The 25,154-nt window shown below is 63.6% G+C and carries 22 protein-coding genes; 14 read left to right on the top strand and 8 right to left on the bottom strand.

Annotated features, from left to right (window positions below; all coding sequences use genetic code 11):
* Positions 1-104: 104 nt before the first annotated feature.
* The 5 genes from HIM68_RS17550 to HIM68_RS17570 form a co-directional block, all read right to left on the bottom strand.
* Positions 105-320, bottom strand: coding sequence for a hypothetical protein (locus HIM68_RS17550; RefSeq protein WP_172174768.1), 216 nt, complete (start codon positions 318-320; stop codon positions 105-107).
* Positions 321-570: 250 nt separating this feature from the next.
* Positions 571-1,842 (bottom strand): cation:dicarboxylase symporter family transporter, encoded by a 1,272-nt coding sequence (locus HIM68_RS17555; protein WP_253904054.1) that lies wholly within the window; start codon positions 1,840-1,842, stop codon positions 571-573.
* A 326-nt stretch (positions 1,843-2,168) separates the two neighbouring features.
* Complete coding sequence (locus HIM68_RS17560) at positions 2,169-2,516, bottom strand: hypothetical protein (RefSeq protein WP_172174774.1); 348 nt, start codon at positions 2,514-2,516, stop codon at positions 2,169-2,171.
* Entirely contained in the window at positions 2,513-3,904 is a 1,392-nt protein-coding gene (locus HIM68_RS17565) for a trehalose-6-phosphate synthase (protein ID WP_253904047.1), read from the bottom strand. The genes HIM68_RS17560 and HIM68_RS17565 overlap by 4 nt, the downstream gene beginning before the upstream one ends.
* Before the next feature lie 122 nt (positions 3,905-4,026).
* Positions 4,027-4,242 (bottom strand): CsbD family protein, encoded by a 216-nt coding sequence (locus tag HIM68_RS17570; protein WP_139906896.1) that lies wholly within the window; start codon positions 4,240-4,242, stop codon positions 4,027-4,029.
* Between the two features lie 273 nt (positions 4,243-4,515).
* Between HIM68_RS17570 and HIM68_RS17575 the strand changes: the two genes are divergently transcribed.
* The 9 genes from HIM68_RS17575 to HIM68_RS19385 all read left to right on the top strand — a co-directional run bounded on the left by HIM68_RS17575 (position 4,516) and on the right by HIM68_RS19385 (position 15,621).
* Positions 4,516-5,172: a TetR/AcrR family transcriptional regulator C-terminal domain-containing protein gene (locus HIM68_RS17575; protein ID WP_172174777.1), complete on the top strand. Its 657-nt coding sequence runs from the start codon at positions 4,516-4,518 to the stop codon at positions 5,170-5,172.
* A 101-nt stretch (positions 5,173-5,273) separates the two neighbouring features.
* On the top strand, positions 5,274-5,702 hold the full coding sequence (locus HIM68_RS17580) for a hypothetical protein (RefSeq protein WP_172174780.1): 429 nt from the start codon (positions 5,274-5,276) through the stop codon (positions 5,700-5,702).
* 226 nt (positions 5,703-5,928) lie between these two features.
* On the top strand, positions 5,929-7,302 hold the full coding sequence (locus HIM68_RS17585; RefSeq protein ID WP_172174783.1) for an MFS transporter: 1,374 nt from the start codon (positions 5,929-5,931) through the stop codon (positions 7,300-7,302).
* Entirely contained in the window at positions 7,303-8,424 is a 1,122-nt protein-coding gene (locus HIM68_RS17590) for a CaiB/BaiF CoA-transferase family protein (RefSeq protein WP_172174786.1), read from the top strand. It begins immediately after the preceding gene.
* Positions 8,425-8,505: 81 nt separating this feature from the next.
* The gene (locus tag HIM68_RS17595; RefSeq protein ID WP_172174789.1) at positions 8,506-9,684 is read left to right on the top strand and encodes an acyl-CoA dehydrogenase family protein; all 1,179 of its coding nucleotides are present in this window, start codon (positions 8,506-8,508) and stop codon (positions 9,682-9,684) included.
* 9 nt (positions 9,685-9,693) lie between these two features.
* Complete coding sequence (locus tag HIM68_RS17600; RefSeq protein WP_172174792.1) at positions 9,694-10,665, top strand: LysR family transcriptional regulator; 972 nt, start codon at positions 9,694-9,696, stop codon at positions 10,663-10,665.
* Between the two features lie 121 nt (positions 10,666-10,786).
* Positions 10,787-12,478: an ATP-binding protein gene (locus tag HIM68_RS17605; RefSeq protein WP_367647580.1), complete on the top strand. Its 1,692-nt coding sequence runs from the start codon at positions 10,787-10,789 to the stop codon at positions 12,476-12,478.
* On the top strand, positions 12,426-13,169 hold the full coding sequence (locus tag HIM68_RS17610; RefSeq protein WP_172174795.1) for a response regulator: 744 nt from the start codon (positions 12,426-12,428) through the stop codon (positions 13,167-13,169). The genes HIM68_RS17605 and HIM68_RS17610 overlap by 53 nt, the downstream gene beginning before the upstream one ends.
* 160 nt (positions 13,170-13,329) lie before the next feature.
* Positions 13,330-15,621, top strand: a complete 2,292-nt coding sequence (locus HIM68_RS19385; protein ID WP_172174798.1) for a LuxR C-terminal-related transcriptional regulator — start codon at positions 13,330-13,332, stop codon at positions 15,619-15,621.
* Between the two features lie 110 nt (positions 15,622-15,731).
* On the opposite strand, the gene HIM68_RS17620 is transcribed toward HIM68_RS19385, so the two are convergent.
* Positions 15,732-17,522 carry a sigma-70 family RNA polymerase sigma factor gene (locus HIM68_RS17620; protein ID WP_172174800.1) on the bottom strand — a complete coding sequence of 597 codons (1,791 nt, stop codon included), beginning with the start codon at positions 17,520-17,522 and terminating at the stop codon, positions 15,732-15,734.
* A 522-nt stretch (positions 17,523-18,044) separates the two neighbouring features.
* Between HIM68_RS17620 and HIM68_RS17625 the strand changes: the two genes are divergently transcribed.
* The gene (locus HIM68_RS17625; protein ID WP_172174803.1) at positions 18,045-20,168 is read left to right on the top strand and encodes a SpaA isopeptide-forming pilin-related protein; all 2,124 of its coding nucleotides are present in this window, start codon (positions 18,045-18,047) and stop codon (positions 20,166-20,168) included.
* Positions 20,169-20,229: 61 nt separating this feature from the next.
* On the opposite strand, the gene HIM68_RS17630 is transcribed toward HIM68_RS17625, so the two are convergent.
* A complete protein-coding gene (locus tag HIM68_RS17630) occupies positions 20,230-21,009 on the bottom strand; it encodes an AraC family transcriptional regulator (protein ID WP_172174806.1) in 780 nt (259 codons plus the stop codon).
* Between the two features lie 49 nt (positions 21,010-21,058).
* On the opposite strand from HIM68_RS17630, the gene HIM68_RS17635 reads away from it, so the two are divergent.
* Entirely contained in the window at positions 21,059-21,592 is a 534-nt protein-coding gene (locus tag HIM68_RS17635; protein WP_172174809.1) for a DUF2000 family protein, read from the top strand.
* 34 nt (positions 21,593-21,626) lie between these two features.
* Here the strand turns inward: HIM68_RS17635 and HIM68_RS17640 are convergent, their stop codons facing one another.
* The gene (locus HIM68_RS17640) at positions 21,627-21,923 is read right to left on the bottom strand and encodes an ArsR/SmtB family transcription factor (RefSeq protein WP_367647586.1); all 297 of its coding nucleotides are present in this window, start codon (positions 21,921-21,923) and stop codon (positions 21,627-21,629) included.
* A 174-nt stretch (positions 21,924-22,097) separates the two neighbouring features.
* Between HIM68_RS17640 and arsB the strand changes: the two genes are divergently transcribed.
* From arsB to HIM68_RS17655, 3 genes are read left to right on the top strand one after another with little or no spacing between them, the layout of a single operon-like run.
* On the top strand, positions 22,098-23,195 hold the full coding sequence (gene arsB / locus HIM68_RS17645; RefSeq protein WP_172174815.1) for an ACR3 family arsenite efflux transporter: 1,098 nt from the start codon (positions 22,098-22,100) through the stop codon (positions 23,193-23,195).
* A gap of 11 nt (positions 23,196-23,206) precedes the next feature.
* Positions 23,207-23,674, top strand: coding sequence for an arsenate reductase ArsC (locus tag HIM68_RS17650; RefSeq protein WP_172175073.1), 468 nt, complete (start codon positions 23,207-23,209; stop codon positions 23,672-23,674).
* On the top strand, positions 23,667-25,106 hold the full coding sequence (locus HIM68_RS17655) for an NAD(P)-binding domain-containing protein (RefSeq protein WP_172174818.1): 1,440 nt from the start codon (positions 23,667-23,669) through the stop codon (positions 25,104-25,106). The genes HIM68_RS17650 and HIM68_RS17655 overlap by 8 nt, the downstream gene beginning before the upstream one ends.
* The last annotated feature ends 48 nt before the right edge of the window (positions 25,107-25,154 follow it).

Below are 25,154 nucleotides of genomic sequence, written 5' to 3' on the forward strand. Positions count from 1 at the left end.
TTGGGTGGAGATTTCCTTGAGCGAGGCTTCCGTCGGCAAGGAGGCGCGCGGGTGCTCAGCGCAACCCGGCTGTGGGGTCACGTGAGCAAGCACGGGATCAGGTGTTACTGGAACTGCCCGATGTTGATATCGCCGAGGAGGTCGCCCAGATCGATGATCGGGCCGTTGATGAGTGCCCCCGAGGCTTCGGTCGAATCGGTCGGTGAGGTCTCGGCAGCGGAGGCGCTGACTGGCGCGGCCATGAGACCGACCGACATGAGGATGGCCGCGAGTGCGGCACCGGAGACGGTGCGGGCGTTGATGAGCTTGAGATTCTTCATGGTCCCTGTCCTCTTCTGGTATCGGTGGCAATCGTCCGTACGGGGACGGACATGTGTCATTCGGAAGACTCGCGAATGTGGATTGGCTGGCCAAGAGTTTTTCTTGGTCCGATGTTTCGAACCCTTCGTCACAGCACTACGACAGGGGAGGGCCGCCTCGGCGAGGGGAGACGAAAAACCACGGGTGCCGACGTCCTCACGATGAGGACATCGGCACCCGTGGTGGTTGTGGAGCGGGAGCGGCCGAAGGTCAGTTCACGGCGACCTTTTCGCCTTCTGCGGGGCGAGCCGCCTCGGCGGGGGCACCATGCGCATCCGGTTCGAGCGAGAGCTCGTCGAACGGGTTGTCACCCGACAGGGTGGCGCGGGCGACGTCGAGGTCGATCTCGTTCGTCCACTTGCCGATGAGCAGGGTGGCCACGGCGTTGCCGGTGAAGTTCGTCAGGGCACGGCACTCGGACATGAACTTGTCGATGCCGACGATGACGCCCATGCCGTCGAGCAGCTCGGGACGGTGCGACTGCAGACCGGCGGCCAGGGTGGCCAGGCCCGCACCGGTGACTCCTGCGGCGCCCTTGGAGGCGATGATCATGAACACGAGCAGCGAGATCTGTTCGGGGATCGACATCGGCATGCCCATGGCCGAGGACACGAACAGCGAAGCCATGGTCAGGTAGATGGCGGTGCCGTCGAGGTTGAACGAGTAGCCGGTGGGCACGGTGATGCCGACGACCGGCTTCGAGACTCCGGCGTGCTCCATCTTCGCGATGAGGCGCGGCAGGGCCGACTCGGACGACGAGGTGGAGAAGATGAGCAGGAACTCACGGGCCAGGTACTTCAGCAGCAGGAAGATGTTCAGGCCGGTGACGATCTTGAGCAGACCGCCGAGGACGATGACGATGAACAGCGCGCAGGTGAGGTAGAAGGCGCCCATGAGGGTCGCCATCGCTCCGATTGCGGCCCAGCCGGTCTTGCCGACGACTGCGGCGATCGCACCGAAGGCGCCGACGGGGGCGGCCCACATGATCATCATCATGAGTTTGAAGACGACGGCCTGGATGTGCTTGATTCCGGTGAGCACGGGCTCGCCGGCCTTGCCCATCGACTGCAGGGCGAAACCGACGAGGAGCGCGAGCACCAGTGTCGGCAGGACCGGGATGTCACCGGGGATGAGGCTCATGAGGAAGGCGACCATGCCGCCTTCCTCGCCGCCGGATGCCTCCTCGTACGGCTGGAGGTGGAGTCCGTCGCCGGGGTGGATGAAGTTGCCGACGACGAGGCCGATGACCAGGGCGAAGGTTGCCATGACCAGGAAGTAGATGAGGGCCAGGCCGCCGACCTTGCCGACGGTGGCCGCCTTGGCCACGGAACCGACGCCGAGGACGATGGTGCAGAAGATGACCGGGGCGATGATCATCTTGATGAGAGCGACGAACGCCTTGCCGAGCGGTTCGAGGGCGATTCCTGCCTCGGGGGCGATGAGGCCGATGGCGGCACCGGCGAACACTGCCACGATGACCATGATGTAGAGCCAGTGAGTGCGATCCTTCTTCCGCTGCGGGGCACCCTGATCGGTGGCCGCTGCGGTGGCGTTGCCCGTATTCGCGGGCCCGCCTTCTTGCTGTGGCGACATTGCCATGATTCCTCCAAATGATTTCCGCGAACTCACCCGTCGGTGGGTGCGAACGCGCGCGACGACTGGCCGCGGTGGTGATGTACCCGACAACTGTGCCAGCCGATGTGACGGGTGTCTCGGTTGCGTTCATAGTGTTCACAGGAGGAGTGAGACGCGCCGAGGCAGGAGTATGGCCAGGGAGGACAGGCCGACGAGGGTCAGGCCGGCGAGGGTCAGGCCCGCGGCTCCTCCGCGTGCCGGTGACCGGCGTCGGCACGCGGTTCCCGCTGTTCGAGGGCCTTGAGGCCGATGGGGCAGGTGATGGTGAGCTTGAGGCGTCGGCTCTTGGCGTCTTCGACGGCCCGCCACATGAGCTCCCAGCGGTGCTGATCTGCCTGAATGGGCTCGATAGCTTCGCAGTAGATGAACATGACCTCATTGGCGTCGGGCTCGAGTTTGTAATGGAGCGCGGCCACGATCCTGCCGGGAAGGTAGAGGTCGTACTTCGAGGATTCCTGGTTGTTGAGCATCGTGTACACAGTGGTCTCCTGGGGTGGGTCGGTCAGAATGGTCGGTGTCACCAGTCGCTGGGCGTCAGAGCCGCCGCAGATGCTGGGTTTCGCAGGTCGTGGAGGAAAGCTTGCGCCCAGCGGCGGACGTCGAAGGCGTCGACGGTGTCGGCCATCGCATCCATGCGCCTCCGAGCCTCGTCTTCACTGAGCGTGGCCGCGTGATGGATGGCCGCCTTCAGGCCGGCCCTGTCATGGGGATTGACGATGATGGCCTGGTCGAGTTCTTCGGCGGCTCCGGCGAATTCGGAGAGGACGAGTGCACCGCCCCTGCCTCGGCGGGCAGTGGCGAATTCCTTGGCCACGAGGTTCATCCCGTCCCGCAGGGAGGTGACGAGCAGGATGTCGGCGGCCAGGTACAGAGCGACGGCTTCCTCTGTCGAATGTGAGTGGTGGGAGTAGTGGATGACATCGCCGCCGAGAGTGGAGAACCTCCCATTGATGCGCCCGACCGTATGTTCGACCTCATCGCGCAGGTCCTGGTAGGCGCGCACGCCTTCACGCGAGGGGACTGCGATCTGTGCGAGACAGGTTCCCTGCGCATCGAGCATTCCGTCGTCGATCAGCTCCTCGAAGGCCCACAGCCGGTGCAGGATTCCCTTCGAATAGTCGAGACGATCCACACCGATCATGAGGGTGGCGGGATCGCCCAGGTCACGGCGGAAGCATCGGGCCATCTCTTGTACCGCCGGGGATTCGGCCGCGGCCCGGATCTCGTCGACGTCGATCGAGATCGGGTACGAGCCGATGCGGCCGCGAAGTTCCTCGGGATCCATGCCCAGCAGCTTCTGCATAGCTTGGCGGGCCTTGGCGGCATCGGCTTCTCGCTGGAGACCGATGACATCGGCCCCGAGCAGGCCGCGGAGGATCTCGTCACGCCAGGGCAACTGGGCCATCTGCTCGACGGGAGGGAACGGAATGTGGCAGAAGTATCCGATCCGGATGTCCGGTCGTTGAGCGCGAATCATCGCCGGTACGAGCTGGAGGTGGTAATCGTGTACCCAGACTGTCGCCCCAGCCTCGGCTGCCTTGATTGCGGCCTGTGCGAATCGGGCGTTGACTTCCCGATAGGCCCGCCACCATGAGCGGTGGTACTGCGGCGCGACGATGAGGTCGTGGTGCAGCGGCCATAGAGTGGCATTGCAGAATCCTTCATAGTACTGCTGATGTTCGTCGTGGCTGAGGGAGACGGGGACGAGGCTCATCCCGTCGAAGTCGAAGGGCTCGAGGCTGTCGTCGTGCGTGTTCGCCCAGCCCACCCAGGCTCCGGCGTGCTCGCGCACCACGGGAGCTACGGCGGAGACCAGTCCGCCGGGCGAGGCCTCCCACGCCCCATCGATGCGGTCGACGGGGAGGCGATTGGCCACCACGACGAAAGCATGGCGGTCAGTTCCCATCATCTTCTCTTCTTCTCGTGCCGCCGGGACGGATCGTATTGGCACGTCGACTTCGGGGGCATGGAATCTGAAAGCATGGCCGAAGGGCGGAGGCAGACAGTGCCTCCGCCCTCCAGCCGCGTCCCTCAGTTCTCCGGTGAGTCCTTGAGCGAGTCTCTGACGCCCTTCAGTGAGTCTTTGGCATCGTCGCCGACCTGCTTGATCTTGCCCTTGGCCGCGTCAGTCTTGCCTTCGGCTTCGAGGCTCTTGTCGTCGGTGGCCTTGCCGGCGGCGGCCTTCGCCTTGCCCTTGAGCTCTTCTGCCTTGTCCGAAGCCTTGTCGGCCTTGTCGTGAGAATTCATGATTCGTCCTTTCGTGTGGATCGGTCTGGACGTTATGCTCTGTCGAACTCTATTCATGTTTACAGTGTAATCAACTTAGCAGACCGAGTTTTCGCTGCGCAATAGATCCGGCGAGTCGGGTGGTCGATGGAGAGTGATAGCTTAGTCATCCATGAGGAGTTTACAGTGTAATCGCGTTATCAGGGGATCTCTCGACGCGTCGGATCAAGCGAGTAGACTGACGGTGAAATCCGCCCGGTCTGCGACATCTCCGACGAGGAAAGGGAGGCGCGCGTGGTTCAGCAGCGACTTGATCGTGCACAGGTCGTCGAGTCGGCGATCGCCTTCGTCGATGCCTGCGGTCTCAGCGAGCTCACGATGCGTCGCCTCGGAACGGCCTTGGACGTAGAGGCGATGGCACTGTATCGGCATGTTTCGGGGCGGGGGGACCTCCTCGAGGCCATGGTCGACGAGCTCATCGACGGCCTCTTCGACGACGATCTCATGACAGAGGACTCCCATTCGTGGGAGGAGTATCTGCAGCGTGTCGCCAATGCCACGCGGAATCTGGCCCTCAAGCATCCGCGGATCTTCCCTCTCATCGCCACCCAGCCACCTCAGGCGCCCTGGCTCCGTCCGCCGCTGCGAAGCGTGCGCTGGGTCGAGGACTTCCTGTCCTCGCTGCAGCGCTTCGGATTTGCCGACGCCGAGGCAGTGGCGGCATACAAGGCCTTCACGAGCTTCCTCGTCGGCGCGCTTCTGCTCCAAGCGGCCTCCCTGACCCCGGAGGTCCTCGGAGATGAGGAGGAGTCCTCCGCCGGTGACGACCTCGGCGAGTATCCCACGGTGTCGCGATTGCAGGGCCTGCTCACGGAAGACCACGCCCAGCGCGAGTTCGACGACGCCCTCGACGACCTCATCGAGCGGATCCGCACCAGCACGCAGGGCTGAGAGTCTCGGCAGCTGGGGTCGACAGTCCTTGTACTGTGGCGCACCTGCGCTCTCGCGGATAGTCTTGGCTCAGTGACGATCCCATTACGAAGGAGCAGGATATGAAACTCAGCACCGCACTTCTGCGCGCAGCCCCCGGCGCATTCATCCTCAACTCGGGCATCGGCAAGCTCGGCCTCGACGAGGATTCCGCCGCGGGACTCCAGCAGATGGCCGCCAACGGTGTGCCCATGGTCGAAAACATGACCCCCGCCCAGTTCGGGAAGTTCCTCTCCTACGGTGAGATCGCCGTCGGCTCCGCACTGCTGCTGCCGTTCGTGCCCACCCGCATCGCCGGCGCCGCACTGACGACGTTTGCCGCAGGCCTCGTCGCGAACTACTTCTCCATCGATTCGATGACCAAGGACGACGGAATCCGCCCGTCCGAGGACGGCATCGCCTTGGCCAAGGACACCTGGCTGGCCGCGATCGGCCTGGCCCTCCTCCTCTCCGGCGGCAGCAAGAAGAAAAAGAAGAGCGACACGAAGTAATGACCTCCGTCCCGGCCCCACCACGGCGGGGCCGGGAACGGATCCGGCGCATCCCATTGCATCAGGCCCGACTCTGCTGTTCTCGGCAGGGCCGGGCCTCATTGCGTCTGCCCGGCTGCTGGCTGACATATAGGTTTGACCTATATGGTTTAGCAATAGATTCATCTTGTTCCGCCTCGGCGATGTTGAGATTCTGAAATCACCAGTCGTCAATGGAGATGAGCAGATGAACACGCCACACACTTTGAAACCCACCGAGCAGTCGCTCACACCCAGCAGTGCCGCGCCCACGCGGCGAGATTGGGTGATCGTCGTCTTGCTGCTGGTGTTCTTCACCCTCAATTTTGCCGACAAGGCTTCGCTGGGATTTGCGGCTTCACAGATTAAGGCCGACCTCGGGGTCGGTGATGCCGAATACGGACTGCTGAGCAGCGGCTTCTTCTGGCTCTTCGCCGCCGGCGCTGTCGGCATCGCCGCACTCTTCCGGTGGATCAACCTGCTGTGGGCTGCGCCGGTCCTCATGCTGGCGTGGGTAACCACGATGAGCCCCTTGACCATGGAGACGAGCTTTCTGGTGCTCTTCATGTCGCGGATGGCACTCGGATTCTTCGAGGGTCCGGCGCACGCTCTGTGCCAAGGTATCGTCGCGCTGCGCTTCCCACCCGAGAAGAGAGCCTTGGCCGGTGCCATCGTAAATGCCGGCTCATCAGTCGGTCCGCTGATCAGTGCGCCCATACTCGCCTGGATCATCGTCAAATTCCACTGGCATGCGGCATTTCTCGTCCTCATCGCTGTCGGCGTCGTGTGGATGATCGTCTGGTGGATGACAAACCGCGGACAGATGCAGGTGCTCAACTCGAACCTTCCTGCCGTCGAACGATCGCGGTTCGAAGACGAAGGAGGACAAGCCGATCCGAACGGCGATATCAAAGTTCCCTTCTATTACTATTTCCGCCTCGGATCGTTCTGGGGCTTGGGAATCCTGAGCTTCGGCGGATATATCATCACTTCGTCCAAAACGTCGTGGTTGCCCGTGTTCATGCACGAAGGACTGGGCTACTCTCAGGAACTGACCGGCACCTTGGTCACCCTGCCCTATGCCTTCGCCGTCGTCGTGCTGATTTCTTCCGGTGCGCTTTCCGGGTGGCTGCTGAAACGAGGATTCACCTCGAAGGCGGCACGCAGCTACCTGACCGCCGGCGCGCTCATCTTTGCCGGTATCAGCTTCATCATCTTCAGCTCCATCGAATCGAGCATGATCCAGATGATCTTCGTGGTCGCGGCATTCTCCATCAACAGCGTGGCCTTCTCGATTGCCTTCGCGGGAGCCTCCGACTTCCTGCCTGCCAAGCAGAGAGTTGCCTTCTTCGGTTGCATCATCGGCTTCTACAGCATTGCGGGTATCTCGGCTCCCTACGTCATCGGCCTCATCGTTGATTCAGCTGACACGGTTGAAGTGGGATACGCCCTGGCTTTCCGCGTTGTGGGTATCGCCATCATCGTCTGCGCTCTCATCGGCGGGAAGCTGCTCGACCCGGAGAAGGCGCGTCTCACACTGCTGGTCGCTACCGCCGAATACAACAGCAGAAAGGACAGCTGAATGAGTACCCCACCCCTGCAGGGCCTGACCGTATTGGACCTGGGACAGTACATTTCTACTCCACTGGCAGGGCAGAACCTCGCCGATTTGGGAGCCCGCGTTATCAAGATCGAACCGCCGAGAGGCGAACAGGCACGCAACATCGGACTCTTCGGCGACACCATGATCGAGTCGAGCAACCGCGGCAAGTCCAGCCGTGCGCTGGACCTCAGCACAGACGATGGCAAAGAAGAGTTCTATTCGATGGCTGCCACAGCCGATATCGTCATCCACAACTTCCTTCCGCGAACGGCCACGAAGCTCGGAGTGGATTGGCCGACCCTCTCAGCACGATTCCCAAGACTGATCTGCGGCGTCGTGTCAGGCTTCGGGCGACTCGGCCCCCATGCGAACAGCCCCGGTCTCGACATCATGGCCCAAGCTGAATTCGGTGTCCTCGGTGTGACAGGGGAAGCTGACGGGCAACCGCAACGAGTCGGATTCGCCGTTGCCGATGTTCTCGCTTCTCACGCTCTGACCAGCGGTGTGCTCGCTGCTGTGGTGGCCCGCGACCGTGAAGGTCGCGGAACTCTGGTGGAAACCTCACTGATGGAAGCAACTGTTCATGCTCAAGCTGCACAGTGGGCGGAGTACTCGCTCACCGGACGGGCCCCAGTGCGCAAGGGGAACGGCCAGCCGCACGCAGCTCCGGCCGCGGATGTCATCACCGTGAACGGATCAAGTTTCGTGCTGTCTGCCTATACCGACGCGAAATGGGCTGCGCTGTGCACCGCCATCGGGCGAAAGGATCTGCTCACCGACGACCGATTCGGATCGAACGAGAATCGGGTGGCCAACCGGCCGGCCATGCTTGAAGTCATCACCTCCGCGCTCACGGGAATGACCGCAGACGAAGCAGTCACCATGCTGCGCGAAGCGGGCATCGTCTGCGGACTCATCCGATCCCTGGATGAGATCCGCGACGATCCCGACCTGTGCGCCAGCGGATTGCTGTCGGTAGTTGAATCGTCGACAGGGAAACCGCTGACTCTGCCGGGTGCACCGGTCGTCTTCAATGGCGAACGGGCGACCGCGGCGCAGGGAGCGCCACCAGTCGGATCAGATCACCCCGTGAAGAACTGACCACCGCACACCACCTCACGCGCCGACGGGTACTGAGTCCTCGCGCGGCAACCGATGCAATCACATGAGAAAGGGTTGAGAATGATCGACCAAGCCATCAGACAGATGACGTTCCCGGAGTATCTGGACCGGATAGCAGCATTCACCAACGATGTCCTCATCCCCGGCGAAGGGGAGATGATGAAGGCCGGGAAGGTCCCTGATCCAATCGTCGAATCGATGGCGAACCTCGGTCTGTTCGGCATCTCCCTTCCCCGCGAGCTCGACGGGCTGGGCTGGTCCATGGAAGAGCAGGTCAAGCTCACCATGGAATTCACCCGCGCGTCCGCGGTGTACAGGTCACGTTTCTCCACCGTCATCGGGCTGTGTTCGCAAGGTCTGCTGGACTTCGGCACAAGCGAGCAGAAGGCGAAATGGCTGCCCTCGATGGCCGCTGGCGAAACGGTCACCGCATTCGGCCTGACCGAGCCCGACGCCGGCTCCGACGCCGGGTCGCTGATAACAAAAGCACACAAAGTCGGCGACGGTTGGGTGATCAACGGGGACAAGCGCTACATCACCAACGGCGCCTGGGCCGACCAGCTCTTCATCTTCGCCCGAACCGGCGAGGGCATCAGCTGCTTCATCGTCGATCGTCTCGCCACTGGAGTCACAACGCGCGCAGCAGAGACGATGAACGGTCATGAGGCAGGACCTGTCGCCGAGATCGAGCTGCGCGATGTTCATGTGCCGGAAGAAGCGCTCATCGGGGGCGTTGAGGGCACTGGAATGAATATGGCGCTTCGCGGCATCAATCACGCTCGGATGCATGTGGCCGCGACCGCTGTCGGCCAGACGACCAGAATGCTGGAAGAGACAGTGAAGCATGTCAGCCAGAGAGAACAGTTCGGCGCTCCGCTGTCGGACCTCGGTGTAGTGCAGAACTCCTTGGGGGAGTGCTTCGCACAGCTCGAAGCGGGCCGGGCGCTGACATTGGAGAGTGCGCGGACCTTCGATGAAGGAACGATTGCCCGGCACCGGATTTCGGCGGCGAAACTGTACTGCACGGAAATGGCCAGCAAGGTCGCCGACGAATGCGTGCAGCTGCTCGGCGGCGAAGGAATCGTTGGTGGTCATGCGGTGCCGAGGATGTGGAGGGACGTCCGCGGGCTGCGAATCTACGAAGGATCGTCTCCCATCCACCGGAGGAACCTCGGGCGCGCCATGGTCAAACAGTCGCTCAAAGACGGGACTCTGCCGGACTCCTACCGAGTGAAATAGTATGAACAGATGGAACTCCGGCACCTCGAGTATTTCGTAGCGGTCGTCGACCACGGCGGAGTCAGTCGAGCTGCTGAAGCACTGCACGTGGCGCAGCCGACCATCTCTCAAGGTCTGAGAGTGCTCGAACGTGAGCTCAAGGTCGAACTGTTCGTGCGCACCGGGCGGAAACTCACGCCCAGTCCCGCAGGGATAGCGCTGGTCAGCGACGCGCGCAAAGCGCTCAAAGGAGTTCTCGACGTCAGTGACCACGCCCGTGAGATCCAAGAGGCCAGGGGCGGAGTCATGGCCATAACGACGATGCCGGAGCTCTCCAGCGACGCGCTCGTGAACTGGGCGTCGTCGTTTCTTCGAGAGAACCCGAAGTTCCATTACCTGATCTCCGAAGCCGACAGCGCAGCCGGCCTGGCCGCAGCCGTCGAGACGGGCAAGTCGGAACTGGGTTTCACCTCCTTGCCGATTGCGGAGAATCCGCAGCTGGATTCTGTGGTCATCGGCACGCAGCGACTGCTGCTGGTGGCGCCTCAGGACTCCGCCCATGACCTCGACTCGGTTGCCGAAGGGGATGTGGTGAGCATTGCGGACCTGCCCGAGATCCCGATTGCCGTGTCACACCTGGCCAACCGTGAGAACACTGCCGTGGCCAGGGTCTTCGAGGATTGCGGCACCAAGTTCTCCCCACGAGCGATCTGTCCCAACCGGTCGACTCAGCTGGCGTTTGTGCTCAGCGGAGAGATGTTCACCTTCCTGCCGTTGCGGATGGCGCTGACCGCCTATAGGCAGGGGGCGCGAATCTATGACACTGCGCCTCTCGTCGAGAGCGACTTCGGTTTCGTCTATCGCCGATCGGGCATCAGCCAGGCGGCACAACAGCTGATCGCAGCATGCCGAGCGTCGATGCAGAATTGGTCGGAGACCACCGAAAACGCCTACCGGTCGACCGGTTCCTATACCGCCGCGCTCAGGGTTCTGGCACCATAGAACAAGAATCTGGCCCCTGCCCTGTCCGCCGGGGTGCGCGGAACAGGAGTCAGTCACCTGTTCTTGAGATATTCAGTGGTGCGGCAGAGGGAAGAGGACGACGATCAGCAGTAGACGACGCGTGAGGAGGCCGGCGCAGGCCACCCTGGCGAGGCGCCTCTTCCTCGTCCAGCTCGTCCTCATCGTCCTCGTCTGCACCGCGCTGTCGGTGACGAGCTACGTGACGACGCTGAACAACATCCGGCACGCTACCGGCGAGCGGGTTCTGTCCATCGCCGAGACGCTGGCCCACGATCCCTACGTCACCGAGGCTGTGACCGGGGACGATCCCTCGGCCCGGCTGCAGCCCTATGCGCTGACCGTCATCGATTTCGCCGAGGTTGATTTCGTGACGATCATGGACCGCGACGGCACGCGCTACACCCACCCCGATCCCGAACAGCTGGGCAAGACCTACCTCGGCAGCAGGGCCAAAGCCCTCTCAGGGCAGACCGAGACCGAGGAATACGTGGGCACGCTCGGCCCGTCGGTGCGCGCGATCGTGCCGATCACAGACGCCGATGGCGAGGTCACCGCCATGGTCGCCGTGGGCGTGACACTCGAGACCCTGTCGGTGGCGCAGGCGGCCTCCCTGCCGCAGATCATCCTCGTCGGCCTCGCCGCGCTCGCTCTCGGCGGACTCGGCTCCTGGCTGCTCGCCCGCTACCTGCGCCGAGTCACCCTCGGCTATGGTCCGGAGGAGCTGCGCCGTCTGTTCGCGTTCTACGATTCGGCCCTGCATTCCCTGCGTGAGGGCCTCATCCTCGCCGACGATTCCGGTCGGCTCGTCCTCTACAACGACGAGGCCGCGTCCCTGCTCGGCCTGCCCAAGGTGGAGGAATCGACGCCGATCTCCCTCGCCGAGGTGGCCCTGCCCGAATCTGTCCGCGACCTTCTGACAACCGGTCGGGTCGCCGTCGACGAAATCCACTTCACCGAGGACCGTGTCCTCGTCATCAGTCAGAAACAGGCCCGGCAGCCGCGCGGCGGGCGCGATGAAGGCGGAACGGTCGCGACCCTGCGCGATCGCACGGACATCCAGGAGCTCACCGGTGAGCTGGCGACGATGACGACTCTGTCCGAGGCCCTGCGTGCGCAGACTCATGAACATGCCAACCGTTTGCACACGGTCTCCACTCTTATCGAACTCGGTCGGGTGCAGGAGGCGCTCGACTTCGCAGTCAAGGACGAGCAGGAATCGCAGCGGCTGACGGATTCCTTCGTCGCCTCACTCGACGAACCATTCATCACCGCGCTCATGATCGGCAAGGCCGCGCAGGCCAATGAGCGGGGCATCGAACTCACCGTCACCGCCACCGGCGAACTCCCTCCCGAACGACTCGACGCCCGCGACCTCGTCACCGTTGCCGGAAACCTCCTCGACAATGCCTTTGACGCGGTCGCGGACTCGGATGAGAAGCACGTGTGGGCGGACTTCGTCGCGGCTGACGGGGAGCTCATCATCACCATCGCCGATTCCGGTGCCGGAGTTGCGGGGGAGGACATCGATGCGCTCTTCCACCTCGGCGCCTCGGCGAAACCCGAGGTCGGGGGAGTGGGACGGCACGGTTTCGGGCTCGTCTTGGTTCGGCAGGCGGTGAGCCGCCTCGGCGGACATATCGATGTCGATTCCGATGGCGGTGGGATCTTCACGGTGACGCTTCCATTGGGGGACATCGACGCGGCCGGCGACTACGATTCTTCGGAGAACCACACCACTGATGGTGAGGATTCGAGTCAGGATCGGGCGGAAGGAGACCCACGTGAGCGATGATGCCGCGCTGCTGGTGCTCATCGTCGAAGACGATCCGATGACGGCGCAGGCGCATGCGGACTTCGTGGCCCGGGTGCCCGGGTTCGAGGTCGTCGGAACGTGTCTGGGCGGGCACGAGGCGATCGAACGCTTCGACGAACTCGCCGCGGCCGGGACGCCAGTCGATATCGTCTTACTCGATATGAATCTCACGGATTCGCACGGCCTCGAGGTCGCCGGGCGGCTGAACTCGCGCGGTCAGGACGTCGATATCATCGCGATCACTGCGGTGCGGCATCTGCAGGTCATCCGGTCGGCCATCTCGTCGGGCATCACCCAATACCTCATCAAACCCTTCACGTTCGCGTCGTTCCGGGAGAAGCTGGAGAACCAGCGGGAGTTCCGGCGCGGACTCAGCGGATCGGGGACGTTGGCGACTCAGGCCTCGGTGGACAATGCGCTCTCAGCCCTGCGGTCGGTATCGTCGACGACTCTGCCGAAGGGGCTCATCGCCGAGACCCTGGAAGCCGTGTCCGCCTTCGTCCGCGATTCCACGGTTCCGGTCTCCGCCACCGAGGTGGGGCGTCGGCTTGATCTGTCCAGGGTCACCGTCCGCCGGTATTTGGAGCACCTCGTCTCGACGAAGCAGGCGATCAAACAGCCTCGGCACGGGACTCCAGGGCGGCCCGAGTACGAGTACCGGTGGGTGTGAAGGGTCGGTGAAGCTGCGGCTGTAAGGAAACAGTCAGGTTCGACGACGCGTTCGGCCTGACCAGATCTGTCATACTCAATTACGCACATCCCCAGCCCATCTGCGCAGTTCCCCCGCTGCCACCTCGGCGCGCGCCGAGAGGATAGAGAAGATCCCGACAGTGACAGACGACCATACGAACCGAGCCGTAAACCCACACGAGACGGCGACCCCACCGCCCTCGACATTCGACGCACAATGGGGTCCGCGAGCGTACTCGGAGGCTGAATTCGCCGCAGCGATCGAACGCAGCGACGTCCTCTCCGAGTCCGAACTCACCCAGTTCTTCACCTGCGCTGGTGGTCGCACCCGCGTCGCCGACATCCTCCTGCGGGCACGCCTGAACGCAGGTGTGCCCGTTGCCGACACCGATCCCGACCGTATCGATGCACAGCTCCCGCCCGCACTCACGCCCGTCGTCGACGGCGTCTCCCGGGAATCCGCGGCACTCTTCCTGCTGACTCTCTTCGCGTGGACCTCGCGAATCACCTCGGTGGCAGTCGATCTCGTCCACGCCGCATACGTCGCCGCCGAAGTGACCGACACGGCCAACGCGACGGCCGAGGACCTCACCTCTTTCCTCATCGATGAGGGGCTGTTGACGATCTCGACCGGCCCCGACGAGGTCTTCGCTGTCCCTGCCCTCATCCGGATGCTCGTCCGCCGCAACACCGCGATCGACCCGAGACTCGCCGGCAAGAACCCGCGTGAGGCTCTCGGGGCGGCCGCCGCCGACACCTTCGGCCGGCAGCGTGCAGATGAGCGATCCGGGCTCGTTGAAGTCGTCGATGTTGCCGTCGAGACTCGGAACTGGCATATCCTCGAACGGGCCTGGGCCCGCCGCTCGGTCAATGTCTTTCTCGACGCTTCCACCGCCGTCGAGGCCTATCTCAGCGTCCCCGAGGATGTCCTCGCGACGAACCCGATCCTTACCCTGGCCCGAAGCGCGGCCCGCCGTATCGACTCGACCCGGTTGCGGCTTCGCACAGACGATGGACCGACGCTGCTGGCTGCCACCGACTTCGACAGCATCGTCGTGCCCGAACTCCACGGTCTGCTCCGCGAGGAGGCAGCATTGCCGCTCTCAGCCGACGAGGTGGCTGTGGTCACCACGCTGGAAGCGCGGACGCACCGGTTGAATCGGGAGAACCGACTTGCGCTGGAGATCCTCAAAGCGGGACGTGATCGACTGCGCCACCTCGGCCTAAGTCACCCCGGACCTACGCTCATGCTGCAGTCCGAGCTCAACCTCGAACACGGGCGCAACCTCATTGTGGCCGGTCGCTTTCCCGAGGCGATGTCGATGCTGCAGCGGGTTGTCCAGTTTGCCGAGATCTACACCCCGAACTCTCCCCACCCTCTGCTGCCCGGACTGGTTGAAACCGCCTTGGCCGGGATGGGCCACGGGCACGGATCGGAAATGGACCGCAACCTGGATCGGGCTCGAGAGGCCGCGTCCCGATTCGGGATGGAGGCACTGCCGGATGAGCACACGGCCCTGTGCATCGAGTTAATGCGCAGCCTCGACCGTCTCGATCTTGCTGCCGCCGAGCAGATCGTCTCCGCGCTCGACACAGCACTGCCGACCGAACACCTCGGGCCGATTCCCGATATCGTACGAAGCCTGCACTATGTCTTCCAAGGGCGCGCGTCGCACGCGGCGAAGCTACTGACGGAGAGCATGCAAGTAGGTTTCCTGCCGATGACCGAAGCACAGAGCACGCGGTTCTCGGGCATTCTCAACATCGCCAGCTCCGTGCTGGTTGCCGCGGGGGAGACGAAGGCGCTGCAGAATCTGGGCGACCGCATGAACCCGCAGAGTCCTGGATATTCCATTGTCAAGGCACGGCAGGCTCTGGTGTTCGGCCAGCACGATGTACTGTGGATCGCGACTGGGCAGGCGCTGGCCGGTGACCAGGGGCCCAGGTTGAAGAGTTCGGCCATGGCGTTGCGCGCCGACATCCTCCACCATGAGGGCCGGGCAGACGAAGCGCTCGAGACGTTCGTCCATGTGCTCGACTACTGTTCGATCACTTCGTCCGTGCTGGCGATCACACAGCTTACCCGAGGAGCGAGGCTTGCGTTTGTTCATGAGTCGGCGAAGCATCCGATGTGGGATGCGGTAGCCAGGTCGTTCGGTCCGGGCAAGGTGGCGGCGGGCGAGCTGCGAAGGCGTCTGCTCGATCTGCCTGAGACCTCGCAGGCGGTGCCCGATTTCCAGACCGATCTCACGCCGACCGAGCAGTCGCTGCTGTTCGCGATCGACTCATCGAAGTCGATCGCGCAGATCGCCCGCGAGTTCGGAGTGGTGTCGGGAACGCTGAAGAATCGCCTGTCCGCGCTTTACCGCAAGCTCGGCGTGCGCAGCCGTGCCGAGGCTGTGGCCTATGCCCACCGCGCTCAGCACAGGTGATTGCGTGAGAATCGTCTGCGGCGAGGCGGCCGCCTGACGGCCAGTTAGCAGAGGCACCGGAACGATCGATCCACCGCGAGCAGTCTGAGCTCTTTGTCTTCGGCGGTGGATCAGTGGCAGAACTCCCACCAGCCGACGACGTGACAGTGGGATCCTTCGTCAGGGTCTTCTCCGTCGGCGTCTGAGGCGTCAGAAGCATCTGCTGCAGTCGAATCGTCTGCGTCTGCGACTGCTTCTGAGGTCGAGTCGCCCCCCGCATCCGATTCGCTGGGCGCGGTCGAGGAGCCCGCGTCGCCGTTCGCAGCCGCATCGTCAGTGCCTTCCGACGAATCCGAAGAGGAGTCGGAACTCGGTCCTGCTGGGGCCGAAGGAGTGCTGCTCGGTTCTGGGCTGGGCTCGCTCGAGTCCGTCGGCTCCTCAGCCGGTGTGGGTTCGGCAGTCTCTGGGGTCTTTTCGGATGAGGGCTCATCCGGTTCCGCAGGCGGAACTTTGGCGGGTTCATGCTCTTCGTCATCGTCCTTCGGCTGCTGCCGGTCGGACGAGGAGGGGGTCTGGGTCTTCTCCTGCGGGGCGGGCTCTTGAGCGTTCTTCCGGGAGGCCCGCGACCGCTCCTCCTCGCGTGAAGCGGAGCGCTCAGCGGCGTTCTGCTCGCGTTCGTCCGAACTCTCACCTCTCTCATCGCTTCCGGCCGGCCCAGCAGCGTGCGGTGGAGAGACTGAAGAAGGCATCGTGTTCGGTGGGCCAGCAGGCGCCGATGAGGTCTCTGCCGAAGCAGCAGACTGTGGGGCAGGGTCGCTCTGAAGATTCACAAGTGTGGCGGCACCGGCCGCGATGGCGGCGCTGGCAGCGATGCTCGCGATTGCGACTTTGACCGCAGACGCCCCGGCCGCGATTCCGGTGGTGCTGCCTCCCGAGCCGCCCGCAGCCGCTGTGCCGGTGGTACTCTTCGAAACTGCGGCTGCCGGGCTTGAGTGCGGCTCCGCGGCGATCGTACCCGACTGCCCATCGGGCCCGACGTTCGCCGTTCCTGCTCCTGTCAGCAGCACAGCTGAGTCCGGGAAATAGCCCCATTCGATGAGCGCGGCAGCGAGAGCAGCGGGCGTGATCCATGCCTGGAACGTCGTATTGACGCTGCGGAGCTTGAAGGACTGACGGCGGCAGCGACCGCAGTGGCTGAGATGGGTCTCGATCGCTTCGGAGCGTTTCTGGCTCAGCTGCCGGCGCACGAAACGCGCAAGCTCGGAGGAGTACTCAGCACATTCAGGTGCACTGGGCTCAACGTGTTCCTGCAGATAGGCGGCCCGGAGCCCCTCTCGGGCACGACGCAGAAGCGAGCTGAAGGAATTCGGCGACAGCTCCATCTTCTCGGCTGCATCAGCGGTCGGTATCCCGTCGATGTCGATGAGAATGAGTGCGTTCTGCCAGGTATCGGGGAGAGATCTGAAGGCACGGCCCAGCTGATCTCGCTCAGCTACCTCGGCGGCGTGATCGCCCGGTTCGCTGTCTGCGAGGAACGTCAGCACATCGGGTTCGACGATCGTTGTCGCACGGGCTGTCGCCGTGCGCCGGTACGATTCGGAGCGCACAGCGGCCATGAGGTACGCCTTGAAGGACTCATCCGGCCCTTTCCCGTTCCCCCACGCGCGCCAGATCTTGGCGAAAGCCTCGGCGACGGCATCTTCTGCTTGCGCACGATTTCGGTTGAGGCGCAGTGCGAAATGCAATGCGGGCAGTCGATGTCGGGCATAGAGCTCACCGTAGGCGGTCCGTGCAGTTGCCGATTCGGGCCGGTGGTCACGGATGCGGGCACAGAGGTCGGAGTCGCTGAGTTCGCTGCCTGGGCGCGGCAGTCCGAAAGGGGACCGGGAACTATCGGTCGATGATGACCACGCTTCGGTCATCAGCTCATCGCTTCGAAGGTAAGGCGCGGACGTCGATGGGGAGACTGCATGAGGGACCTCAACTGTGAGTTCGGGGACAGTTCGGGGCTTTTCAGGGGGAGTGGAAGAACTCTACAGGAGCAGAACCCAGCTTCCCAATCGCCCAGGTCTGGGTGTTTGGCGACGCATTCTCGGCCACATGTGCAGGGAGGCCCACGTGAGACTGAGCAATTCGAATTCGGCCGGACGCACGACCGAAGACCTTGTCCTGGTGCTCCGGAAGAAACTTCTGGAACTCGCGAACGAAAGCCTCCGCGCGCAGGTCTCAGTCTATGGAGAGGTCAAGACCCACGATCGCTCCGAGCCTGAGCCGGCAGTTGGACAACAGCCGATTCGGGTCCCCTCCGAGTCCCGGACTCGCCCGAGGCGGCCCTGCAGAACCACGTGGTTGCAGGGCCGCCTCACACCCCCATAGTCAGTGCATCCGCTTACCTGGCATTCGTCGAATGCGCAGGTGACGGCTTTTTCTGAAGGAGCCAACCCTTGTCTCTGAAGCGACATCCTCTGACGAAGCACGGAGCCGCGATCCTCGCATCGTCCGTTCTTGCTTCGTTCGCATTCCTCGGTGCATCCGTCGCGCCGGCACAGGCCGCGGCAGAGCCCCTGCCGAACCCCTCATTGGCCGACAAATGCGGCCTCGATATCGGGGTCGTCCTCGACCTGTCGAATTCCCTGTCAGATCGAGACGTCGACGATTCGAAGTCGGCCGCCAAATCTGTCGCCAGCGGCCTCTCGGGGACTCCCAGCAGAGTGTCTGTCAACTCGTTTGCGACGTTCGGGCCCGACGGCACCAACGAGCCCATCAACAGCACGTCTGTCGCAACCTCGGACTCAGTTGACGAACTCAATAAGCAGATCGACGCGCTTCGGCGGGTTCCGCAGGACTCGGGAGGCACGAACTGGGACCGCGGTCTCGGGCAGCTGGGCGGCACGAACCATGACCTGGTGCTGTTCGTCACCGACGGCAAGCCAACGGCATACGGGGTGCCGGGATCCGAACCGGGCAATTCCGACCGCGGTACGCGAACCGATCAGATCGATATCGACAAAGCCATCGAATCGGCGAATGCACTGAAGTCGCAGGGTGCCAAGGTCGTCGGTTTGGGAGTGGGCAGCGAGATCAACGAGGGCAATATCAAGCTGGTCTCGGGCCAGACCTCAGGAGACGACTACTATGTGGTCTCGGACTACTCCGAATTGGCCGAGAAGCTCCGCGAGATCGCCACGAAGAGCTGTCGCGGAACTCTCAACGTCACCAAACTCATCGACCCTGGGGCCGGCAAACACGCGAAGAACACCGCGACGCACCCAGGCGAGGGCTGGGCGATCTCGTCTCCGGACTCGGTGGACGGAGTGGAGAAGACCACGGACGCGGCCGGGACGGTGAGTTTCAAACTGCAGACCCCGGCGGAAGGGGTGCAGGCTTCCGAGAAGCAGCAGGAAGGCTACCGGCTCCAGCCGCAATCGGGATCGAACGCGGTCTGCACCGCAGACGGACGCGAAGTCGGAACCAGAAACATCACCGACGGATTCGAATTGACCGAGACTGTCGATACGGACGCGATCATCACCTGCCGGATCGTCAACGAACAGATTCCCGGAGCACTGAGTTGGAAGAAGGTCGACGAGGACGGCAAAGCGCTCGTGGGTGCGGAATTCACCTTGACGGGTCCGGACGGCGAGGACTTCGTCGTGGCCGACAACGGAGAGCTCGACGCCGATGAGGCGGCCGGGCAGTTCGAAGTGACCGATTTGGCTTGGGGCGACTACAGCATCACGGAGACCAGCGCTCCTGAAGGATATGTGCTCACTGACGAGACGCAGACCGTGACGATCACCGGTGATAAGCGGGACGTGGCGTTCTCCGACATCGTCAACAAGAAGGACGTCGGAGCTGGTGCCGATCCGGATGGCGACTCCTCTGCAGACCCGGGTGCAGACGCGGACGCTTCCACTGATCCTGATGCGTCCGCAAATCCCGACGCGTCCGCAAATCCCGACGCGTCGCCTGATGCGGATGCATCGACTGACCCGGACACTTCATCCGACCCGGACACTTCGTCCGACGTGAATGCCGACCCCGACGCATCGAAGGAGTCTGACGCCGAGGCTTCGACCGATCCCAATGGTGCTGACGATGCGTCGACGGACCCTGACGGCAAGGACGAGGAGTCGAAGGATGCCGACGTAGACGCCATGGCTGACCCGAGTGGCCAGGCATCGGCCGATCCCAGCGGCCAGGACACAGCTTCGACGGACACCAATGCCAAGGCAACGGCCGATCCGGATGCCAATGCGGCGACTGATCCGGGCGCCGGCGACTCGGCCGCAGCTGATCCGGACGCTGATGACTCGGCCGCGACGAACTCGAATGCGGGCAGTGCTGCGTCGAGCACGTCTGAAGGCGGAAGCACCTCAGCCGATGGATCCACCAGCGACAGCGGAGGGAACACCAGCGGAGGAAACGACCGCGGCAGCGACGGCTCTCATCTGCCGAGGACAGGTGCCGCTGGAGCGGTGACGTTCGGCATCCTCGGCGTGCTCCTCATTGGGGGCGGAATCGCCGCTATCCTCGTGTCACGACGACGAAAGACCGACCTGCTGTGATGCAGTCTCGTATCTGATCCGAGCGCAGAGGGCGGAGCCGAATCGATATCGGCCCCGCCCTCTACCGTCCGGAGAATATACCGGGGGTCGCTCCCAGAGTCGACCGGAAATGGCGGGTGAGATGAGCTTGGTCGTGGAATCCTGACTCCACAGCCGCCTCGGCAGGGGAGTGCCCGGCCAGGAGAAGCCTGCGGGCACGATCGACCCGGCGGCCGATGACATACCGGTGGGGCGCGATCCCGAACGTCGTGGTGAACACCCGCACCAGGTGGCTGCGGTGGGCGCCGAGCTCGGCGGCCGCCTCGGCGATGGTGAACGACTCAAGCAGACGATCATCGAGCATCTCCCGCAGACGACGGGCGAGCGGCGCATCGGACGCGGTCTCGGTCGACGGCGTGAGGCAGGAATTCGCGATCTCGCGCAGGGCCAGGACACCACATTCGGCAGCGAAGGCATCGGCGGGATCGGCGAGGGCGGAGTGGATATCGGTGACGGTGCTCAGCGCATCGGCGCCGAGCAGGGTGGGCGAATCGGCCGCAGCGTCGACAGCGGTCGGCGGCAGCCAATCGGCATCGAGGTAGAGCACCCGTTTGCGAAAGCCCTGGTCAGCCAGTGCGGAACGGCCATCGTGGGGCACCTGCGGCGGCAGCAGAGTCACGGCCGCGGGAGTGGCAAGGTGATCGTGGCGGTCGAGATCATAGGTCACCGCGCCGTCGTCGATGAGCAGCACCGTCCATGAATCGTGGGTGTGCGCGGGGTAGGCGTGATGGTCGAAACGGGCGTGCAGGACTTCCTGCACCTGCGGGACCGCAGGGTGCCACGCGCGGATGACGTCGACCATGCAACAAATGTACAAGACCGGCAGTGCCACGGTCGGCCAGAGTGGATGCATGCACGAGAACACGAATGCCACAGATCAGACCGACGGTCAGCCCACCCCCTCCGAGGCGGCCGCGAGCAGTTCCATCACCGAGGCAGCCGCGCCAACACTGTCCGCCGATCCGAGCGTGCCGGTGCGGTTCGACACCAAGGTCGTCGTCGTCCTTCGCGACGACCTGCAGCCGTGGCAGGAGCTCAACGTCACCGCTTTCCTCATGTCCGGGATCGCCACGAGCGATGAGGGCTTGGTCGGGGAGAACTACCGGGACGCCGACGGCAACGACTACCTGCCGATGCTGCGCCAACCGGTGATGGTGATGACCGCGGATGGGGATAAGCTGCGGTCGATCCGAACGAAGGCGATGGGTCGCGGAATCCCGACAGCGATCTATACCGAGGAGCTGTTCTCCACCGGCCACGACGCAGCCAACCGGGCCGCCGTGGCCGGTGTCCCGGCCGAGGAGCTCAACCTCGTCGGGGTGGCCCTGCGCGGCGCGAAGAACGGGGTCGACCGGGTGGTGAAAGGCGCGCGGATGCACGCGTGAAGTTGGGCGAGCTCCCTGCTTTGCCGTTGTGCTCTCACTTCGTAGAGAGAAACGCGGACAGCCGGTTCAATGTGTCCACCTCGAGCGAGTAGTACGACCAGACTCCGCGCTTCTCACGGTGAAGGACTCCGGCATCGACGAGGATCTTCAGGTGGTGGGAGACGGTCGGCTGGCCGAGACCGACGGGTTCGGTGAGATCGCAGACGCACGCTTCCTGCTGCTCGTGCGCGGCGACGAGGGAGACCAGGCGCAACCGAGTCGGATCGGCTACTGCCTTGAAGATGCGCGCGAAATCCTGAGCGTCATCGAGGCTCAACGGCGAGACGGTCAGCGACGGGCAGCAGTCGTCCGCTTGTGTCGGAGGGGGCGCGGGTTGTGTGGTCACTCTTCCATTATGCCCATACATTGACACTTGTCGATGTATTGTGGTCCTATCGTATCGATAAACTTCAATGCGTCAGCATGTGACCGCGGCGCCGAGTCGATCAGGACCTCGAGGGAGACAATGCATTCCACTGCGCCAGCCGGCACCGATTCGCCTGTGGCGGCGAAGATGTCGACACTAGATCGATTTCTGCCGCTGTGGATCATCGGCGCCATGGCCCTGGGCCTGGTGTTGGGCAGACTCGTGCCCGGCGTCGCCGAGACTCTGGACGCGGTCAAGGTCGCCGACGTGTCCCTGCCGATCGCCATCGGCCTGCTGGTGATGATGTTTCCTGTGCTCGCCAAGGTTCGGTACAACGAGACCGGACACGTGCTGAGTGACAAGAAGCTCATGATCACCTCTTTGGCCATCAACTGGTTGGCCGCACCGGCGTTCATGTTCGTGCTCGCATGGCTCTTCCTTCCTGATCTGCCCGAATACCGGACCGGACTGATCATCGTCGGTCTGGCCAGGTGCATCGCCATGGTCCTCATCTGGAACGATCTGGCCTGCGGAGACCGTGAGGCTGCCGTCGTGCTCGTGGCCATCAACTCGGTTTTCCAGGTTCTCGCATTCGGGCTCCTCGGTTGGTTCTACCTCCAGTGGCTTCCGAGCCTGCTGGGTCTGCCGACGACGTCCAGCGAATTCTCCTTCTGGGCGATCACCCTCAGCGTCCTCGTCTTCCTCGGAATCCCGCTTCTTGCCGGCTTCCTCACACGCACGGTGGGAGAGAAGACAAAGGGACGTCAGTGGTACGAAGATCGATTCCTCCCCAAAGTCGGGCCGTGGGCACTGTACGGACTGCTCTTCACCATCGTCGTGCTCTTCGCCTTCCAGGGTGACGAAATTACCTCTCACCCGGGCAACGTCGCCCGCATCGCCTTGCCGTTGCTCGTCTACTTTGTCGTCGTCTTCGCTGCCGGGATGGTCATCGGCAAGGCACTGAACCTGGGTTATGAGAAGACGACGACCCTGGCATTCACCGCTGCCGGCAACAATTTCGAACTCGCCATCGCAGTGGCGATCGGAACCTATGGTGTCGCCTCGGGGCAGGCGCTCGCCGGAGTCGTCGGCCCGCTCATCGAGGTGCCCATCCTCGTCGCCCTCGTCTACGTCGCGCTCTGGGTGCGACCCCGATTCTTCCCATCGGTCGCTGGTCAAGGAGTGAACCGAGTATGAGTCCTACACAGATGAGCAAGCCGAGTGTCCTCTTCGTCTGCGTGCACAACGCCGGCAGGTCCCAGATGGCGGCTGGATTCCTCCGCGAACTGGCCGGAGAGCGCATCGAGGTGCGGTCGGCCGGCAGCGCACCGGCCGAGACGATCAACCCAGTCGCAGTCGATGCGATGAGGGAACTCGACATTGACATCACTCGAAACAGTCCCACGCTCCTCGACGCCGACACCGTGCTCGCGTCCGATGTCGTGATCACGATGGGCTGCGGCGATACCTGCCCGATCTTCCCCGGCAAACGTTACGAAGACTGGGTTCTGGATGATCCCGCAGGTCAGGGCCTGGAATCTGTGCGCCGAATCCGGGATGAGATCGGGACCAGAGTCGAAGCCCTCGTCGTCGATCTCGCCCCCGATGCAGGGACGAGATCCACACTGTCGACGACCACGTCGAACCCCATCGCCGAGGAGGCGCCCAATGACTGATTATGCGCTCGAACAGCTCCCGGTCGCCGTGATCGGTTCCGGTCCCGTCGGCCTCGCGGCCGCGGCCCAGCTCGTCCGACGCGGTGTTCGACCGCTCGTTCTCGAAGCGGGAACCACTGTCGCGGCGGCAGTGGCCGAGTGGGGTCATATCGGTTTGTTCTCTCCGTGGAAGTACAACATCGACGAGGCGGGGCGCAGTCTGCTGGCGCCCACCGACTGGCATGAGCCCGACGGGGACCGCCTGCCCACCGGTGCCGAGCTCATCCGTGACTACCTCAAGCCGCTTGCTGAGACAGCTGAACTCCGAGATTCCGTCCTCATCGATACCCGGGTTGTGGCAGTGAGCAGAGTCGGAATGGATCGGACGGGCACCGCGCAGCGCGAATCGACTCCTTTCCTTATCCGCACTCGGAGCTCAGATGGAACATCGGCGGATTTGCAGGTCAGGGCAGTTATTGACGCTTCGGGGACATGGGAGAGCCCGAACCCGCTCGGGCAGTCCGGTCTCGCAGCGACCGGCGAGGCCGAAGCCCGTCGCAGCGGGTTCGTCACATCGCCTCTGCCCGATGTGGTCGGCCGAGATCGAGAGCAGTTCGTCGGGCAGCGGACTCTTGTCGTTGGTGGAGGGCACTCGGCGGCCAACACGCTCCTGGCGCTGGCCGAACTGCGTGAGGAAGCCCCGGGCACGCGAATCGGCTGGGTGCTCAGGCGATCAGATCCCGCATCTGTCTACGGCGGAGAGGACCAGGACGGTCTGCCAGCACGCGGGGCCTTGGGAACGCGACTTCGCCACCTCGTCGAGACCGGAGTCATCGAAGTGCATGCCTCGACGACGATCACCGGATTCTCCACCGACGGTCGTGGCACCTTAGCTGCGGAGAGTGGCGGCGAGTCGGTGACGCTCCATGCCGACAGGGTCGTCCCTGCCGCCGGCTTCCGGCCGGACCTGGGGTTCTTACGTGAGATCCGACTCGACCTCGATCCGATTGTCGAAGCTCCGCGGCAGTTGGGCCCGCTCATCGATCCCGAACATCATAGTTGCGGAACTGTCGCTCCGCATGGTGCCCGGGTGCTCGGGCATCCGGAGCCGAATTTCTACATCGTGGGCATGAAGTCCTATGGGCGCGCCCCGACGTTCCTCATGTACACCGGCTATGAGCAAATCCGCTCCGTCGTCGCAGCGATCGCCGGGGACCAGGAGGCAGCCGACCGAGTCGAGCTCGTCTTGCCGGAGACCGGCGTGTGTTCGACCGACGCCGGATCTTCGTGTGATGCGCCGACCGGCAAGTCGGGTTTTGTCGACTTGCCCGACACCGCTGCCGCATCGGACGCATCAGACGCAGCCGGATGCTGCGGACCTGCAGAACCGGTTGTGATCGGGATACCCACAGGGACAGAACACGGGCGATCGGGAGAGAGCGGGAACGGCTGACTCGAGGGGCCGACCTTCGCCGCCTCGACTTTTGCCCCTCAGCGGGCT

The sequence above is a fragment of the Brevibacterium sp. CT2-23B genome, assembly GCF_013168765.1.
Taxonomy (GTDB): domain Bacteria; phylum Actinomycetota; class Actinomycetes; order Actinomycetales; family Brevibacteriaceae; genus Brevibacterium; species Brevibacterium sediminis.